At 57.9% G+C, this 14,911-nt stretch carries 13 protein-coding genes; 7 read left to right on the top strand and 6 right to left on the bottom strand.

Annotated features, from left to right (window positions below; all coding sequences use genetic code 11):
• Nucleotide 1 precedes the first annotated feature (1 nt).
• Nucleotides 2-622 carry a ribonuclease D gene (locus A6F69_RS01420; RefSeq protein ID WP_067596617.1) on the bottom strand — a complete coding sequence of 207 codons (621 nt, stop codon included), beginning with the start codon at nucleotides 620-622 and terminating at the stop codon, nucleotides 2-4.
• A 79-nt stretch (nucleotides 623-701) separates the two neighbouring features.
• Between A6F69_RS01420 and ung the strand changes: the two genes are divergently transcribed.
• The 3 genes from ung to A6F69_RS01405 are packed head-to-tail and all read left to right on the top strand — an operon-like array spanning nucleotide 702 to nucleotide 2,521.
• On the top strand, nucleotides 702-1,379 hold the full coding sequence (gene ung / locus A6F69_RS01415; protein ID WP_067596616.1) for a uracil-DNA glycosylase: 678 nt from the start codon (nucleotides 702-704) through the stop codon (nucleotides 1,377-1,379).
• Nucleotides 1,354-1,725 carry a TraR/DksA C4-type zinc finger protein gene (locus tag A6F69_RS01410; RefSeq protein ID WP_245638311.1) on the top strand — a complete coding sequence of 124 codons (372 nt, stop codon included), beginning with the start codon at nucleotides 1,354-1,356 and terminating at the stop codon, nucleotides 1,723-1,725. The genes ung and A6F69_RS01410 overlap by 26 nt, the downstream gene beginning before the upstream one ends.
• A gap of 10 nt (nucleotides 1,726-1,735) precedes the next feature.
• Nucleotides 1,736-2,521, top strand: coding sequence for an enoyl-CoA hydratase (locus A6F69_RS01405; RefSeq protein WP_083984816.1), 786 nt, complete (start codon nucleotides 1,736-1,738; stop codon nucleotides 2,519-2,521).
• On the opposite strand, the gene A6F69_RS01400 is transcribed toward A6F69_RS01405, so the two are convergent.
• The 4 genes from A6F69_RS01400 to A6F69_RS01385 form a co-directional block, all read right to left on the bottom strand.
• Nucleotides 2,518-3,867, bottom strand: coding sequence for a carbohydrate porin (locus A6F69_RS01400; RefSeq protein WP_067596615.1), 1,350 nt, complete (start codon nucleotides 3,865-3,867; stop codon nucleotides 2,518-2,520). The genes A6F69_RS01405 and A6F69_RS01400 overlap by 4 nt on opposite strands.
• A 115-nt stretch (nucleotides 3,868-3,982) precedes the next feature.
• Nucleotides 3,983-5,419 (bottom strand): glutamate synthase subunit beta, encoded by a 1,437-nt coding sequence (locus tag A6F69_RS01395; RefSeq protein ID WP_067596614.1) that lies wholly within the window; start codon nucleotides 5,417-5,419, stop codon nucleotides 3,983-3,985.
• 19 nt (nucleotides 5,420-5,438) lie between these two features.
• Complete coding sequence (gene gltB / locus A6F69_RS01390; RefSeq protein ID WP_067596613.1) at nucleotides 5,439-10,091, bottom strand: glutamate synthase large subunit; 4,653 nt, start codon at nucleotides 10,089-10,091, stop codon at nucleotides 5,439-5,441.
• Nucleotides 10,092-10,312: 221 nt separating this feature from the next.
• A complete protein-coding gene (locus A6F69_RS01385) occupies nucleotides 10,313-10,867 on the bottom strand; it encodes a hypothetical protein (RefSeq protein WP_144573548.1) in 555 nt (184 codons plus the stop codon).
• Between A6F69_RS01385 and A6F69_RS13235 the strand changes: the two genes are divergently transcribed.
• The 4 genes from A6F69_RS13235 (at nucleotide 10,866) to A6F69_RS01370 (ending at nucleotide 13,567) form a co-directional block, all read left to right on the top strand.
• A complete protein-coding gene (locus A6F69_RS13235; RefSeq protein ID WP_281179643.1) occupies nucleotides 10,866-10,988 on the top strand; it encodes a hypothetical protein in 123 nt (40 codons plus the stop codon). The two genes, A6F69_RS01385 and A6F69_RS13235, sit on opposite strands and share 2 nt — an antisense overlap.
• Before the next feature lie 247 nt (nucleotides 10,989-11,235).
• The gene (locus A6F69_RS01380; RefSeq protein ID WP_067602180.1) at nucleotides 11,236-11,685 is read left to right on the top strand and encodes a MaoC family dehydratase; all 450 of its coding nucleotides are present in this window, start codon (nucleotides 11,236-11,238) and stop codon (nucleotides 11,683-11,685) included.
• 81 nt (nucleotides 11,686-11,766) lie between these two features.
• Nucleotides 11,767-12,948, top strand: coding sequence for an acetyl-CoA C-acyltransferase (locus A6F69_RS01375; RefSeq protein WP_067596611.1), 1,182 nt, complete (start codon nucleotides 11,767-11,769; stop codon nucleotides 12,946-12,948).
• Between the two features lie 37 nt (nucleotides 12,949-12,985).
• A complete protein-coding gene (locus tag A6F69_RS01370; protein WP_067596610.1) occupies nucleotides 12,986-13,567 on the top strand; it encodes a carboxymuconolactone decarboxylase family protein in 582 nt (193 codons plus the stop codon).
• 11 nt (nucleotides 13,568-13,578) lie between these two features.
• Here the strand turns inward: A6F69_RS01370 and A6F69_RS01365 are convergent, their stop codons facing one another.
• Nucleotides 13,579-14,814 carry a polyhydroxyalkanoate depolymerase gene (locus tag A6F69_RS01365; RefSeq protein ID WP_067596609.1) on the bottom strand — a complete coding sequence of 412 codons (1,236 nt, stop codon included), beginning with the start codon at nucleotides 14,812-14,814 and terminating at the stop codon, nucleotides 13,579-13,581.
• Between the last annotated feature and the right edge of the window lie 97 nt (nucleotides 14,815-14,911).

The following is a 14,911-nucleotide window of genomic DNA, read 5'->3' as shown; positions in this document are numbered from 1 at the left end:
ATCAACTGTGGCTGAATATGTCGTGGTCCGGCCAGCCAGCGATATCGAGCTTTGCGCGAGTTGGCAGAAAGTCGAAACAGGCTTGCGCGATATCCATGCGACCTTCGCGTTCCAACCGTTTGATCAGCTCCTCTCGCAAGCGATGTAAGAAACGAACATCAGATGCGGCATAATCACGCTGTGCATCGTTCAGCTCTGGCCCGCCCCAGTCGCTTGATTGCTGAACCTTGGATAGATTTTCGTTCAAGACTTCGTCGACGAGATTCTTGAGTCCATGCCTATCGGTGTAGGTGCGCACCAGCTTGCTGGCGATCTTGGTGCAAAACACCGGTGCGGCTATGACGCCAAGGTAATATTCGATCGCTGCCAGATCGAATCGCGCAAAATGATAGAGCTTCAAGCGATTGGGATCGCCTAACAGTGCCTTTAGGTTTGGCGCGTCATAGGGGCTTTCCGGGCCGAACCGAACCAGGTGTTCATCGCCGCTGCCATCGCTTATTTGCACGACGCACAGCCGATCCCGATGTGTGATCAAACCCATGGTTTCAGTATCCACCGCAAGCGGCGCATCGCCGGTCAAAACGTCGGCGGGCAAGTCTTCTTCATGAAAATATACAGCCATATGATCTCGCCTTACGCCGATTGGGGAAAGAGGGAAAGGGGTGGTGACGTATCGGACCAACTAGTCCTATTCTCAAACTATGAGTGAAGCGATCCCTGACAGTTGGAGGCCTGCGCTGGAGCCAGTTCTGGCTAAGCCCGAAGCGCGCAAGTTAGGCGGCTGGCTGCGCGCAGAAGAGGAGGCGGGCAAAGCGATTTTTCCGCCGCGCGGGGAAAGGCTGGCGGCACTTGCAATGACTCCGCTTGATTCAGTGCGGGTCGTCATTTTGGGGCAGGATCCGTACCATGGCCCCGGACAAGCGCATGGGCTTTCGTTCTCGGTACGCGAGGGCGTCAAACTACCGCCAAGCTTGCGCAATATATATCAGGAAATTGAAAGCGATCTGGGTGTAAAGCCCCCAGCAAATGGCGACCTGACCCGGTGGGCTACACAGGGCGTATTGCTGCTCAACAACACACTCACAGTCGAATCGGGTCAAGCAGGCAGCCATGCCGGGCGCGGATGGGATGCGATCACTGATGCCTGTGTGGCGGCAGTTGTGGAGCAAGGCTTGCCAACGGTGTTCATCCTGTGGGGCAGCCATGCACAAAAGAAAGCTGGTCGGGTGCAGGGACTTGGGGCCGGCAATAATCACCTGATCATCAAGAGCCCGCACCCCAGCCCATTGTCAGCGCACCGTGGCTTCTTTGGTTCGAAGCCGTTCAGTCAAACGAATGCATTTCTTGAGTCACATGGTCGGGGGCGTATTGCGTGGTGATCTTGTCGTTATGAATGAGGATGATGCCAGAATAGCCTTGCTCGCACGGCGCAAAGCGCTGGATGCGGAGGATGCCACCAATGCGGATTCGCGCGAAACCGTTGAGCTTCAGCAAGATAGTGTCGGGCGTCTTAGCCGAATGGATGCGATGCAACAGCAAGCCATGGCGCAAGCGACCGAGCGGCGACGCTTGGCCGAGCGTGCCCGGATAGCGGCCGCTCTGGAACGGATCAACGATGGCGAGTGGGGCTATTGCCTAAAGTGCGGGGAGGAAATCGCCGAGAAACGGCTTAGGCATGATCCCAGTGTCGCCAATTGCGTGAACTGCGCGAGCGGGGCGGGATAGGAGCAAGATGATGAGCGAAGATCTGGTGTTGCTTGATATCGAGGATGGCGTGGCCACGGTCACGCTCAACCGCCCGCAAGCAATGAACGCGCTTTCGAAAGCGCTTCGTTCGCAGCTCTATCAAGTCATGAAGCAAGTCGATGGCGATGATAGCGTGCGCGCCGTTATCCTTACCGGAGCTGGCGAGCGCGCGTTTACTGCGGGACTCGATTTGAAAGAGCTGGGCAGTGAAGAGGGCGCATTGGGCGCCGCCAATGCGGAAGGCGCGGACGAAAATCCGGTCAAGGCGATCGAGTTGTGCCGGAAGCCGGTGATAGGTGCGATCAACGGCGTGGCGATCACCGGCGGATTCGAAGTCGCGATTGCTTGCGATGTTCTGATCGCGAGCACCAATGCGCGATTTGCCGATACCCATGCGCGGGTCGGGATTGTGCCGGGCTGGGGGCTCTCGCAGAAGCTTTCCCGCATGATTGGGATCAGCCGCGCGAAAGAGCTAAGCTTTACCGGCAATTTTCTCGATGCGCAGACTGCTAAGGTTTGGGGGCTGGTGAATCATGTGGTGGAGCCGGTCGAATTGCTGCCATTGGCGCGGAAGCTGGCCAATGACATGGCAAGCATCGATCCGGCGTTTCTTGCACAGTACAAGAAGCTGATTGATGATGGCTATGCTCGAAGTTTTTCCGACGGAATGGCGCTGGAGGCCGAACTGTCCTCCGCCGCCAATTCAGCTGTCACACCGGAGGAAGTCGAAGCGCGGCGCGAAGCCGTGCAAGCGAGGGCGCGTCAACAAGACTAAAACTGAGTGGTTAGCCTGAGCCCGGCCATCACGCCGGTGTCGCGCGCGGCAACCGCGCTGTCGATGACCTGAATGTTTGCAGTCACCTGGACATTGCTGGACAGACCGAGCGTGTAGAAATACTCCACGCCCTCCTCATCTTGCAGAGCAAGGCGCTGATCAAGCGCGCGGACAAGCTGATTGGTCAGCGAATATCGGAACCACGCCGCGCCAAACCGGTCTTGCGGACGAAAACGCGGGTTGCCCGAAATGCCCAGCATCGCACTGCGATCAAGGAAGGTGGGGTCGCCGTTCGACATATAGACCTGTCCAAAAATGCCCCAGCCTTTTCCGGGAGCCTCGGGATAAACGTCGAGGTACTGGTATCCAGCGAGCACCGCGGCGAACTCGCCTTTCTTTTTGCCAAAACCCGATCCCGGCGATGGGATGAGGACAGAGGGCAGCGAGTCAGCATTGATGTCATCACGTGTCGAGCCCGAGAGCTTTAGCGCATAGTATCCCGGCTTCCCGCCGATCTTCACCGGGAAAGTCACAGAGCCCAAAAAGCCCACACCGCTCTCGAACGCTGTTTCAAAACCGCTGCGCTGGTACTGTGAATCCGGATCGTAGACCCAAAGCCGATAGAGAACCTTCTCTGTCGGCACTTCGAGCAGTGCTCCGGTGATCGTATTAGGGATGATCGCGGAAGGTGGCAGCGCCATCGACAGGTTCTGAAAACCGTAGTGCCCGTCGCTGCCCACTACTGGCAGTTTGGCACCTTGGTCGAGCACGTTGACCTTGCCCACTATAAGCTTCGCGCCAGAATTCCAGCGCTTTGAAACGCTCACAGATAAATCAAAGTCGCCACGCCCTTCACCGCGGAACAACGCAGTATTGTTCGGGATCAGGCCAATCTCGCCGTTCGAATCCTTGCCCCAGGTGTATTCGGGACGAACGGTTAGCGTTAGGCTGTCATCGCCGCCAAATGCGCTACCGGATATGTCCAGATATGCATCAGCCCGGCCTGAATAGCGCAGAGTTTCGGCTGCGCTGCCCTGCGCTGGCATGTCAACGAACTGAGAGGTGACCAGCTTGAACTTGACCGGAGCCGTTTGAGGCGGTTCGGGCGGAACAGACGCGGCTGGCGCCGCGGCGTTATCCGAATTCACGCTCGCGCCGTTGCTGGATTCAACCGGCCCGACTGTACCCGTTTCCTTCGTGAATTCGTTGCCGTATGCCGACTCAAGGTTGTGCGGCTCTTCAGCCAAAACAGGGCTGGACGAAAACATTGCAATCGCCACCGCGCCAAAGGCGCAACCGATAAACTGCTTCGTGCGCGAAATCCGCGCAGCCAATGCGACCACCATTTACTTCCCCAAACCCGTGAATGTTCAAGTGCTTGAGAGATGCACCATTTTTGCCGGACCGCATTGTATAGGGCCGACATCGGGAGATTTTATCTGCGCAGTCCGATAAACGGCCTTACCGCGGCAGCTCTGAAACACCCATCAATGCTTCGTCAACGGCACGAGCAGCCTGTCGCCCTTCACGGATCGCCCACACGACCAGTGATTGCCCGCGGCGCATATCGCCGCAAGCAAACACGTTCTCAACGCTGGTCGCGTAGCTGTTTGTATCCGCATCAACGTTACCGCGGCCCGTCAGCTCAACCCCGGCCTGATCAAGCAGGCCCGCCTTTTTCGGCCCGACAAAGCCCATAGCAAGCAGAATCAGATCGGCTTCGATGGTGAATTCTGAGCCTTCGACTTCCTGCATCGCGCCGTCTTTCCATTCGACACGCACGCATTCCAGCCCGGTGACGGTTTCGCCATCGCCAACCACACGTTTAGTCAGGACAGCCCAATCGCGCTCTACGCCTTCCTCATGGCTGGAGGACGTCCGGAGCTTGAGCGGCCAATCGGGCCAAGTCAGCGCCTTGTCTTCCTTTTCCGGCGGCTTGGGCATGATCTCCAATTGGACCACGCTTTCCGCACCTTGCCTGTTCGATGTGCCGACACAGTCGCTGCCGGTGTCTCCGCCGCCGATCACGACAACCTTCTTGCCGGTCGCGAGCAAACTACCGCGCGGTGCCGCACGCACTTCATCATCGCCAGCGTTGCGCTTGTTTTGCTGGGTCAGGAATTCCATCGCCAAGCGTACGCCGTTCATCTCAGCACCGGGGATGGCAAGAGCGCGCGCGTCTTCAGCGCCACCAGCCAAGACCACAGCGTCAAAGTTTTCCTGCAAGCTCTTGAAGGAAACATCGACACCCACCTCTTTGGAGGTTTTGAATTCGACCCCCTCGGCTTCCATCTGAACCGCGCGGCGGTTGATGAGATGCTTCTCCATCTTGAAGTCAGGGATGCCGTATCGCAGCAGTCCGCCGATCCGGTCCGACTTCTCAAACACAGTCACTGCATGCCCAGCGCGAGCGAGCTGCTGTGCGCAGGCCATGCCGGCGGGGCCAGATCCGACCACGGCCACGGACTTGCCGGTCTTCTTTTCAGACACCTGAGGGGTAATCCAGCCCTCTTCCCAACCCCGATCGACAATCGCGCACTCGATTGATTTGATCGTGACAGGCTGGTCAGTGATGTTGAGCGTGCACGCTGCTTCGCACGGAGCGGGACAAATCCGTCCCGTGAATTCAGGGAAATTGTTGGTTGAATGGAGCACGTCGAGCGCGTTCCGCCAGTCACCCTCGTAGACAAGATGATTCCAGTCCGGGATGATATTGTTCACCGGGCAACCGTTGTGACAATATGGAATTCCACAGTTCATGCAGCGGCTGGCCTGCGATTTCAGCGTGACATCATCCGGCTGGATGACAAACTCACGGTAATTGCCCAGTCGCTCTGTCGGATCGAGATAGTCGCGATCGCGGCGGTCGAGTTCCAGGAAGCCTGTTTCCTTGCCCATGTTCTAGCTTTCCCTGACTTTATTCTGCTGCAACCGAAGCGGCTTCTTCGCGCTCGGCTTCGAGTTGACGCAATGCGCGTTCATAGTCGCGCGGCATGACTTTGACGAATTTGCTGACCTCGGCATCCCAATCGCCAAGGATCGCAGCGGCCTTGGCACTGCCTGTGTGCAGCTTGTGACGTTCGATCAGGATCTTGAGACGCTCTGCATCGTGGCGGAGCATGTCGCCCATGCCAAAATCGTGCACGCTAACAGGGCGTTGAGCGGGACGGCCTGTGCCGTCTTCCTCATCGCGCGCGCCAGTCATCGGCACAAGGTCGACTTGAGCCGGATTGACCAGCTGTTCGAACTTGCCTTCGGGGTCATAGACGTATGCAACGCCGCCGCTCATCCCGGCTGCGAAGTTTCGGCCTGTTTGTCCCAGCACCACGACTACGCCGCCGGTCATATATTCGCATGCGTGATCGCCAGCGCCCTCGACGACAGCAATCGCGCCGGAATTGCGCACTGCGAAACGTTCGCCCGCGACGCCTTCGAAATAGGCTTCGCCTGCAATCGCACCGTAGAGCACAGTGTTGCCAACAATGATGTTGTCTGACGGATCCCGGGCAACGCCTCCCGGCTGCTTCACGATCACACGACCGCCTGAAAGCCCCTTGCCAACATAGTCATTGGCATCGCCGGTCAGATCAAGTGTCACGCCATGTGCCAGCCATGCTGCGAAGCTTTGCCCCGCAACACCCGTCAGATTGATCCGGATCGTGTCTGGCGGCAGGCCGTCATGGCCATAGGCCTTGGCGATTTCACCAGACAGCATCGTGCCGACGGTGCGGTTCACATTGCGAATTTCGCGGTCAATCTGAACCGGTTTGCCTTCAGTGATCGCATCCTTGCAGGCCGAAATCAGTTCATTGTCCATTGCCGCGGAAAGGCCATGGTCCTGCGTTTCCGAGTTGTGCAACGGTGCTTCTTCCGGGATGTCCACTTTCGTGAGCAATCGGGTCAGATTGACGCCCGCAGCCTTCCAGTGGCGATCAACCCGGCGCATGTCGAGCTTGTCGACACGGCCGACCATCTCTTCAACTGTACGGAAGCCCATTTCCGCCATGATCTGGCGAAGCTCTTCCGCGACAAAGAAGAAGTAGTTGATCACATGCTCTGGCTGGCCGGTGAAGCGCGCCCGCAACACGGGGTCTTGTGTCGCCACTCCGACCGGACAAGTGTTCAAGTGACACTTGCGCATCATGATGCAGCCTGCAGCGATCAGGGGCGCGGTGGCAAATCCGAATTCATCCGCACCAAGCAGCGCGCCGATGGCAACATCACGCCCTGTACGCAGACCGCCGTCGACCTGCACCGCAATGCGTGAACGCAAATCGTTCAAGAGCAGGGTCTGCTGCGTCTCTGCCAGGCCGATTTCCCATGGCGATCCTGCGTGCGTCAGGCTGGTGAGCGGCGAAGCGCCGGTCCCGCCATCATAGCCCGCAATCGTCACATGGTCCGCGCGCGCCTTCGAAACGCCGGCGGCAACGGTGCCAACGCCCACTTCGGAAACGAGCTTTACCGAAATGCGCGCGACCGGGTTGGTGTTCTTGAGATCGTGGATCAACTGCGCCAGATCCTCGATCGAATAGATATCGTGGTGCGGCGGCGGTGAGATCAAGCCCACGCCCGGAGTCGAATGGCGTACCGCGCCGATCCGCTTGTCCACCTTGTGACCGGGTAGCTGACCGCCTTCGCCCGGCTTCGCACCTTGCGCCATCTTGATCTGGATATCGTCCGAATTGACGAGATATTCGGTCGTAACGCCAAAGCGGCCCGATGCGACTTGTTTGATGCGACTACGCATCGAATCGCCATTGTCCATTGGCTTGAAGCGTTCGGGCTCCTCGCCGCCTTCACCGGTGTTGGAACGGCCACCGATGCGGTTCATTGCGATAGCAAGTGTCGAGTGCGCTTCATGGCTGATCGAGCCGAAGCTCATCGCGCCGGTGCTGAACCGCTTTACGATTTCGCTTGCCGGCTCGACTTCATTCAGAGGGATGGCCTCATCCGCCTTCTTGAATTCCATCAGCCCGCGGATAGTGAGCAACCGCTCTGATTGCTCATTTACGCTCTTGGCGAATGACTCGTAGTCGTCATGCTTGTTGCCGCGCACTGCGTGCTGCAAGAACGCGACATTCTCGGGGGTCCAGGCGTGGTCCTCGCCGCGCAAGCGGTACTGGTAGATACCGCCCACATCGAGCATGTTCTTGTACAAAGGATTGTCGCCATAGGCTTGCGCATGGCGGCGCACGGTTTCCTCGGCCACTTCCTTAAGGCCAACGCCTTCGATTGTGGTCGCAGTACCGGTGAAATAGCTTTCGATGAAGTCGCTCGACAGGCCGACCGCATCAAAAATCTGCGCGCCGCAGTAAGACTGGTAGGTCGAGATGCCCATCTTGGACATGACCTTTAGGATGCCTTTGCCGACCGCCTTGATGTAGTTCTTCTGCACTTCATCATAGGTCAACTTAGGATGCTTCTTCGCGCGAAGATCCTCCAGTGTTTCAAAAGCGATATAGGGGTTGATCGCTTCTGCGCCGTAACCTGCCAACACGCAGTAGTGATGCACCTCGCGCGCTTCGCCGGTTTCCACCACCAGGCCGGTCTGCATGCGCAGTCCCTGGCGAACCAGATGATGGTGCACGGCGGCGGTGGCCAGCAACGCTGGCATGGCGATGCGATCCGGCCCTTGCTTGCGGTCAGACAGCACCAGAATGTTCTTGTCCTGCAGCACGGCCTCTGTTGCGGCCCAGCACATTTCCTTCAGCGCCATCTTGAGGCCCTTGGCACCCTTGCTGGCACGCCAGGTCATGTCGATCGTTTCCGTGCGGAACGCACCGTCCAGCGCGACCTCGACCGATCGTATTTTGGCAAGATCTTCATTGGTTAGGATCGGTTGGCTGATCTCGAGCCGCTTGTGCGTACCTGCATCCATGCCCAACAGGTTTGGACGGGGGCCGATCATCGATAGCAAGCTCATCACCAGCTCTTCGCGGATCGGATCGATCGGCGGATTGGTGACCTGCGCGAAATTCTGCTTGAAGTAATCGTATAGCAACCGTGAACGGTTTGACAGCACAGCGATCGGCGTGTCTGTGCCCATCGATCCGATCGGGTCATCGCCCTTCACTGCCATTGGCTCAAGGAAGCGATTCACATCTTCTTGCGTGTATCCGAAGGCCTGTTGCGCTTGCAGCAGCGTCGGCGTGTCCTGATTTTCATCTTGCGGCAGTTCGGCGAACTCAGGGTCGATCAAGTCCAGATCGTCCAGCTTGTACTGTGCTTGATTGAGCCACTTCTCGTATGGCTGCGCGCTCGCAAGATCGGCCTTTAGTTCCGCATCTTCGATGATACGGCCCTGTTCGAAGTCGATCAGCAACATCTTGCCCGGCTGCAAGCGCCACTTGCGCACGATGTCTTCTTCCGGGAACGGCAGCACACCGCTTTCCGAAGCCAAGCACACGATATCGTCCTTGGTGACGCAGAAACGCGCGGGCCTCAGGCCATTGCGGTCCAGCGTCGCACCAATCTGGCGGCCATCGGTGAATGCGACAGCCGCCGGGCCGTCCCATGGCTCCATCAGGGCCGCATGATATTCGTAGAATGCGCGCCGATCCGGGTCCATCAGCTCATTCTTGGCCCACGCCTCCGGCATCAGCATCATCATCGCATGCGCCAGGCTGTATCCGCCCGCAAGAAGCAGCTCCAACGCGTTGTCGAGGCACGCCGTGTCAGATTGGCCATGCGGGATTAGCGGCCACATTTTATCCAGGTCTACACCAAGCAGCGAGGATTCCATCGTCCGTCGGCGTGCATTCATCCAGTTAACATTGCCACGCACCGTATTGATCTCACCATTGTGTGCGATCAGCCGGTAAGGGTGCGCCAAGCGCCAGCTGGGGAATGTGTTGGTGCTGAAGCGCTGATGGACGAGACCCAGTGCGCTGATACAATCCGGGTCGCGCAAATCATCGTAGAAGCCGCCAACCTGATCGGCCAGCAACAGGCCCTTGTAGACAATCGTCCTGCTTGAGAAGCTGGGCATATAGGTTTGCGTGAGACCCGGTAGATCGTGCTTCTCAGCCAGTGCACCCAACGGGTTAAGCGTTTGCTTGCGGATCACGATCAGCTTGCGTTCGAATGCATCCTGATCGGCGCAGTCATCGCCGCGGGCAATGATTGCTTGCTGGATCACTGGCATCGAATCCACGACTGCCTTGCCCAAGCCATCAAGTGTCAAAGGGACATCGCGCCAGCCAATCAGTTTCTGGCCTTCCTTGGCGGTAAATTTCTCGAATTGCTCTGTAACGAACGCGCGCGCCGCTTCGTCTTGCGGCATGAAGCACATGGCAACGCCGTAATCGCCAGGATCGGGTAAATTTTTGTCTTGAGCCTTAGCCCATTTGCGGATCAGCGGATCAGGGATCTGCAGCAGGATTCCTGCACCGTCGCCCAACAATGGGTCAGCCCCAACCGCGCCGCGGTGGTCAATGTTCTTGAGAATCTCCAACGCCTGCGTGACGATCTTATGCGATTGCTCGCCTTTGATGTGCGCGACAAAGCCAACGCCGCAGGCGTCGTGCTCGTTACGCGGGTCGTACAATCCCTGGGGCGTTGGGTATCCCATTCAAAATCCATCCTGTCAGATGCCGGTCTGTCGCGACCGCGCTTGCGAGGCGCTGTCCGGCAATTAAGTGCAATCTCGGTGCCCGATTCACGCAGCTTTGTGATTGCTTGATGCTTTCATGGCGACATGAAATGGTTTTTGCAACTGCGAAGGCGCTAGCAAAGTTTCAGGCGCCAAAGGTTGAACTTTAGCACATGCTACTTGGTTCCAGAGGGGGATGCTCAGTTTGTAAGGCGTGTTTGGGGTAATAGCGCGCGCAGACGGTCGCTCATTTCAGCAGGAGGCGTCGGTGGAGAATAGCTATGCACCGCGTCTTCAACTGCGCTGCGGTGATCGTCCAATGCGACTGCAAATCGCTCTATCAGCTGCGGCATCGCCAAGGCGTCAGTCGCTTGCGTGCGCAGCAGATTGACTGCCTTGCCGTGTTGCGGGGTTTGCTCCTTTGCCTCCATCACTTCGACAATTGGATCGGCGGGGACTGACGTGTCGTCAGGTATCAGCTCGTTTGGCGACGGAGCCTCTGTTTCAGGTTCGGCCTCGACCAAAGGCAAATCGTCTGCGATGGAATAGCGATCATCCTCGTGGTCTGCCAGGGCAACTGCAGCCTCTTCTTCGATCACATGCGGGTCGTAACCTTCAAGCTCTGCTTGCCGGTCAGTTTGAGCCGAAGCAATGACCTTTGCACCCGCCCATCCAACAAGCCCCCCTGCAACGCCTGCGACTGCGGCGAGTACCGCTTGGCTTTTGGCGATAGTGGGGATTGCGAATTGCGCCATGCTCGAAGCGATCAGGCCATCTGGCAAGACCGCAATACATCCACTCAACAAAGCCGCGAGCCATACGGCGCAAAGCGGCACGAAAGCGGGATGCCGACTGATCGGCGCGCGCGAGGCTTGAGTATAAGAATTCGCCATGCGCCCAATGCTAGCGCCTCAAGGTAAAGAGGGCGCTAACACCCGGACTCCTGCCGCGATGGCGGTTGCCCGAGTTCTTTGGCGCGGGAGTGCCTCTTTGGGACCGCGATGCCGTAACGGCAGGTTGACGTTTACGGAAACTTCATTGCGCTCGGCGCCGTCATGCGCCATGAAGCTCTCAAATGACAGGCGAGTCTCGCCACAAAAGCGCATTTGAAGAGGAGAACATCATGAGCCCGCAGGAATTGGCCGCAAAAGTCGGCGAGAACATCGGCACCAGCGAATGGGTCGAGATGACGCAGGACAAGGTCAACATGTTCGCTGACGCGACAGGCGACCACCAATTCATCCATATCGATGAAGAGAAAGCCAAGCTTACGCCGTTCGGTGGCACTATCGTGCACGGCTTCATGACACTGTCGATGATCCCGTATCTGTCCGCGAACAGCGACATGCCCCGGATCGACAATGTCAAAATGGGTGTGAACTATGGCGGCAACAAAACCCGTTTCATCGCGCCTGTGCGCGTCGGCAAGCGCATTCGCGGCCACTGGAAGCTGGTCGAGATGATCGAAAAGCGCCCCGGTCAGTGGCAGCAAACTGCAGAGATCACCATCGAGATCGAAGGCGAGGATAAGCCCGCTCTGATGTGCGAGTGGATCACGCAGTTCTTCGTTTAATCTGACCGCAGTTTAATTTGAATTTTGCCCCGCGCCAAAGCGGGGCTGGATCGTATTACCTTTTGAAAGGACCCCCCCATTATGTCACGTGATGCAGTCATCGTCTCTACCGCGCGCACGCCGATCGGCCGCGCATACAAAGGCGGCTTTAACGCCACTCCGGGCGCAACGCTCGGCTCGTTCTCATTCGCGGCAGCTGTCGAGCGTTCCGGCATCGACGCGGGCGAAATCGATGATGTCGTTTGGGGCGCTGTTCTCACGCAGGGCACGCAAGCGGGCAACATCGGTCGCCAGGTTGCTCTGCGCGGCGGCGCACCGGTTACCGTGGCTGCACAAACGATCGACCGTCAGTGCTCTTCGGGCCTGATGGCGATCAGCACCGCTGCCAAGCAGATCATCGTCGACAATATGGATATCGTCGTCGGCGGCGGTCAGGACTCGATTTCTCTGGTCCAGACACCGGAGATGCGCGTTGCACCTGACAAGTCGCTGATCGCGATGCACAAGGACGTGTACATGCCAATGCTGGGCACGGCAGAAACCGTCGCCAAGCGCTACAATATCAGCCGCGAAGCGCAGGATGAATACGCGCTGCAATCGCAAATGCGCACTGCCGCCGGCCAGGAAGCAGGCAAGTTCGATGACGAGATCGTGCCTGTCACCACCACGATGGGCATCAAGGACAAGGAGACCGGCGAAGTCTCGATGGTCGAAACCACGATCACCAAGGATGAAGGCAATCGCCCTTCGACCACGCTCGAAGGTCTGCAAGCGCTTCAACCTGTCATGGGTCCTGGCATGTGCATTACCGCAGGCAATGCGTCGCAGTTGTCGGACGGCTCCTCCGCCAGCGTTCTGATGGAAGCCAAGGTTGCGGAGCGAAAAGGGCTTCAGCCGCTCGGTCGTTATGTAGGTATGGCTGTTGCCGGCACTGAACCTGACGAGATGGGCATTGGCCCGGTTTTCGCGATTCCGAAACTGCTCAAGCAAACCGGCGTGAAGATGGACGAGGTTGGCCTGTGGGAGCTCAACGAAGCTTTCGCCGTGCAGGTGCTTTACTGCCGCGACAAGCTCGGCATCGACAATGACATTCTGAACGTCAACGGCGGTTCGATCTCGATCGGTCACCCATACGGCATGACCGGCGCGCGCTGCGTTGGCCACGCGCTAATCGAAGGCAAGCGTCGCGGCGCGAAATATGTCGTTGTGACCATGTGCGTGGGTGGCGGCATGGGCGCAGCCGGAATGTTCGAGGTCTTCTGATGCGCCTACCGCTTCGCTATTTGAGGCGTGCAATCTGATGCGGCTGAAGTCTCCTCGTGTCGAGCCGCTCGACCTAGAGCAGCTCGACGAGGAGCAGACAAAGGCACTCGCCCCCTTCGCTGACCCTGACAACAAGGTTGGCGGCGGGCGCGTGCTCAATATCTTCCGCACATTGGCGCATGCGCCGGACGCTCTCTCGGCGTTTCTTGCGTGGGGCAACTACATCCTTTCCCGAAGGAACAGCCTGCCACCACGCGAGCGCGAGATCGTGATCCTGCGGGTCGGCTGGCTGTGCAAATCAGGCTATGAGTTTGCGCAGCATACTCGCATTGGCAAGATGTGTGGTCTGACTGACGAGGACATTGCTCGGATCAAGCAAGGGCCTGACGCCGAAGGCTGGACACCCATCGAGGCTGCGATGCTGAGAGCGGCTGATGAGCTGGTGTCAGACCATCACGTGTCTGACGCGACATGGGAAGCGCTCGAAGAGCTGGGGACCAAAGGCCGCATGGATTTGGCCTTTACGGTTGGCCAATACACGCAGGTTTCAATGTTCCTCAACACTCTCGGCATACAGCTGGAGGACGAAGACGAGGCCGATCCTGACCTACGTCCCTGACGGAACAGTCGTCACCCGTGGGTGGCAATGAAATCCTCGACAACCGGCGCCACATTGTTGCGCCATTTGCTGCCGTTGAAGATGCCGTAATGCCCTGCGCCTTCGGCCATGTAGTATTGCTTTTTCTTGGCTGACAGGCCCGTTGCCAGATCCAGCGCAGCCTTTGTCTGTCCAAGGCCGGAGATATCGTCACGCTCACCTTCGATTGCGAGCAGGGCGGTGTCCCTGATCTTGTGCAGATCGACGATCTCGCCCTTGTGGCGGAATTCGCCGTTGGGGATCGAATGCTTCTGGAACACTTCCTCGACCGTCTGGAGGTAGAATTCTGCGGTCATATCGCAAACGGCGCGATACTCGTCGTAGAAGTCCTTGGTCGTTTGCGCGCTGTCTTCATCGCCTTCCGTAAGATGCTTGAACATCTCGTAATGGCTCATCATGTGGCTGCCCAAGTTCATGCTCATGAAGCTGGCGAGCTGCATGAAGCCTGGATAAACCTTCCGACCTGACCCGCGATAGTTCATCGGAACAGTGGCGATCACTGAATTCCGGAACCATTCAATCGGGCGTTCCATAGCCAGATTGTTCACCGTGGTCGGGCTTTCGCGCGTGTCGATCGGCCCGCCCATCATCGTCAGCGTTTTTGGTGTTGCCGGATCCTTGTGCAGGTTCATCAACGCGGTCGTGGCGAAAGCGGGGACTGATGGCTGGCAAACCGCCATCATATGCGGCCGTTCGCCCTGGCCCTCGACGCGAATCTGTTCAAGGAACGCAATCAAGTAATCGATATAGTCGTCCAGATCGAACGTGCCTTCATGCATCGGCACCAGTTTCGCATCAGCCCAATCGGTAATGTAGACGATACAGCTTTTCAGCATGCGCTGGACTGTACCACGCAGCAGCGTGGCGTAATGCCCGCTCATCGGTGCGACAATCAGCAGGCGCGGCGAAGTTTCAGGCAGGCCGGTGTGGCGAAACCGTTTCAGGTCACCGAACGGGCGATTGACAACGGTTGCTTCTTCAACCGGATGACGCTCACCGTCCATGTCGACATATTCGATACCAAAGGCGGGCTTGCTGTAAGACGCGGTTGCATGCGCGAAAACATCCAGCGCCGAAGCCGCCATTGGCCCCACGCCCATATAGGAAAGCGGGTTGGCCGGATTGGTCAGGAACTCAGCGCTGATCGAAGCAACAGCGCTGGCGCTGTTAAGCCATGATCTCTGCAACTCGTAGGCGTGATAAAGCAAGGCGTTCCCCTGTATGTTGTTAGGTATCCCGCCTCTTGTCGAGCGGTTGAGCGAGGCTTCTTGGACCCATCAAGAACATTGTGCAATGCACAATATT

The organism is Altererythrobacter ishigakiensis, from assembly GCF_001663155.1.
In the GTDB taxonomy this organism is placed as follows: Bacteria; Pseudomonadota; Alphaproteobacteria; order Sphingomonadales; family Sphingomonadaceae; genus Erythrobacter; species Erythrobacter ishigakiensis.
The sequence above is the reverse complement of the archived record's forward strand: the minus strand, read 5'-3'. Positions and strand labels throughout refer to the sequence as shown.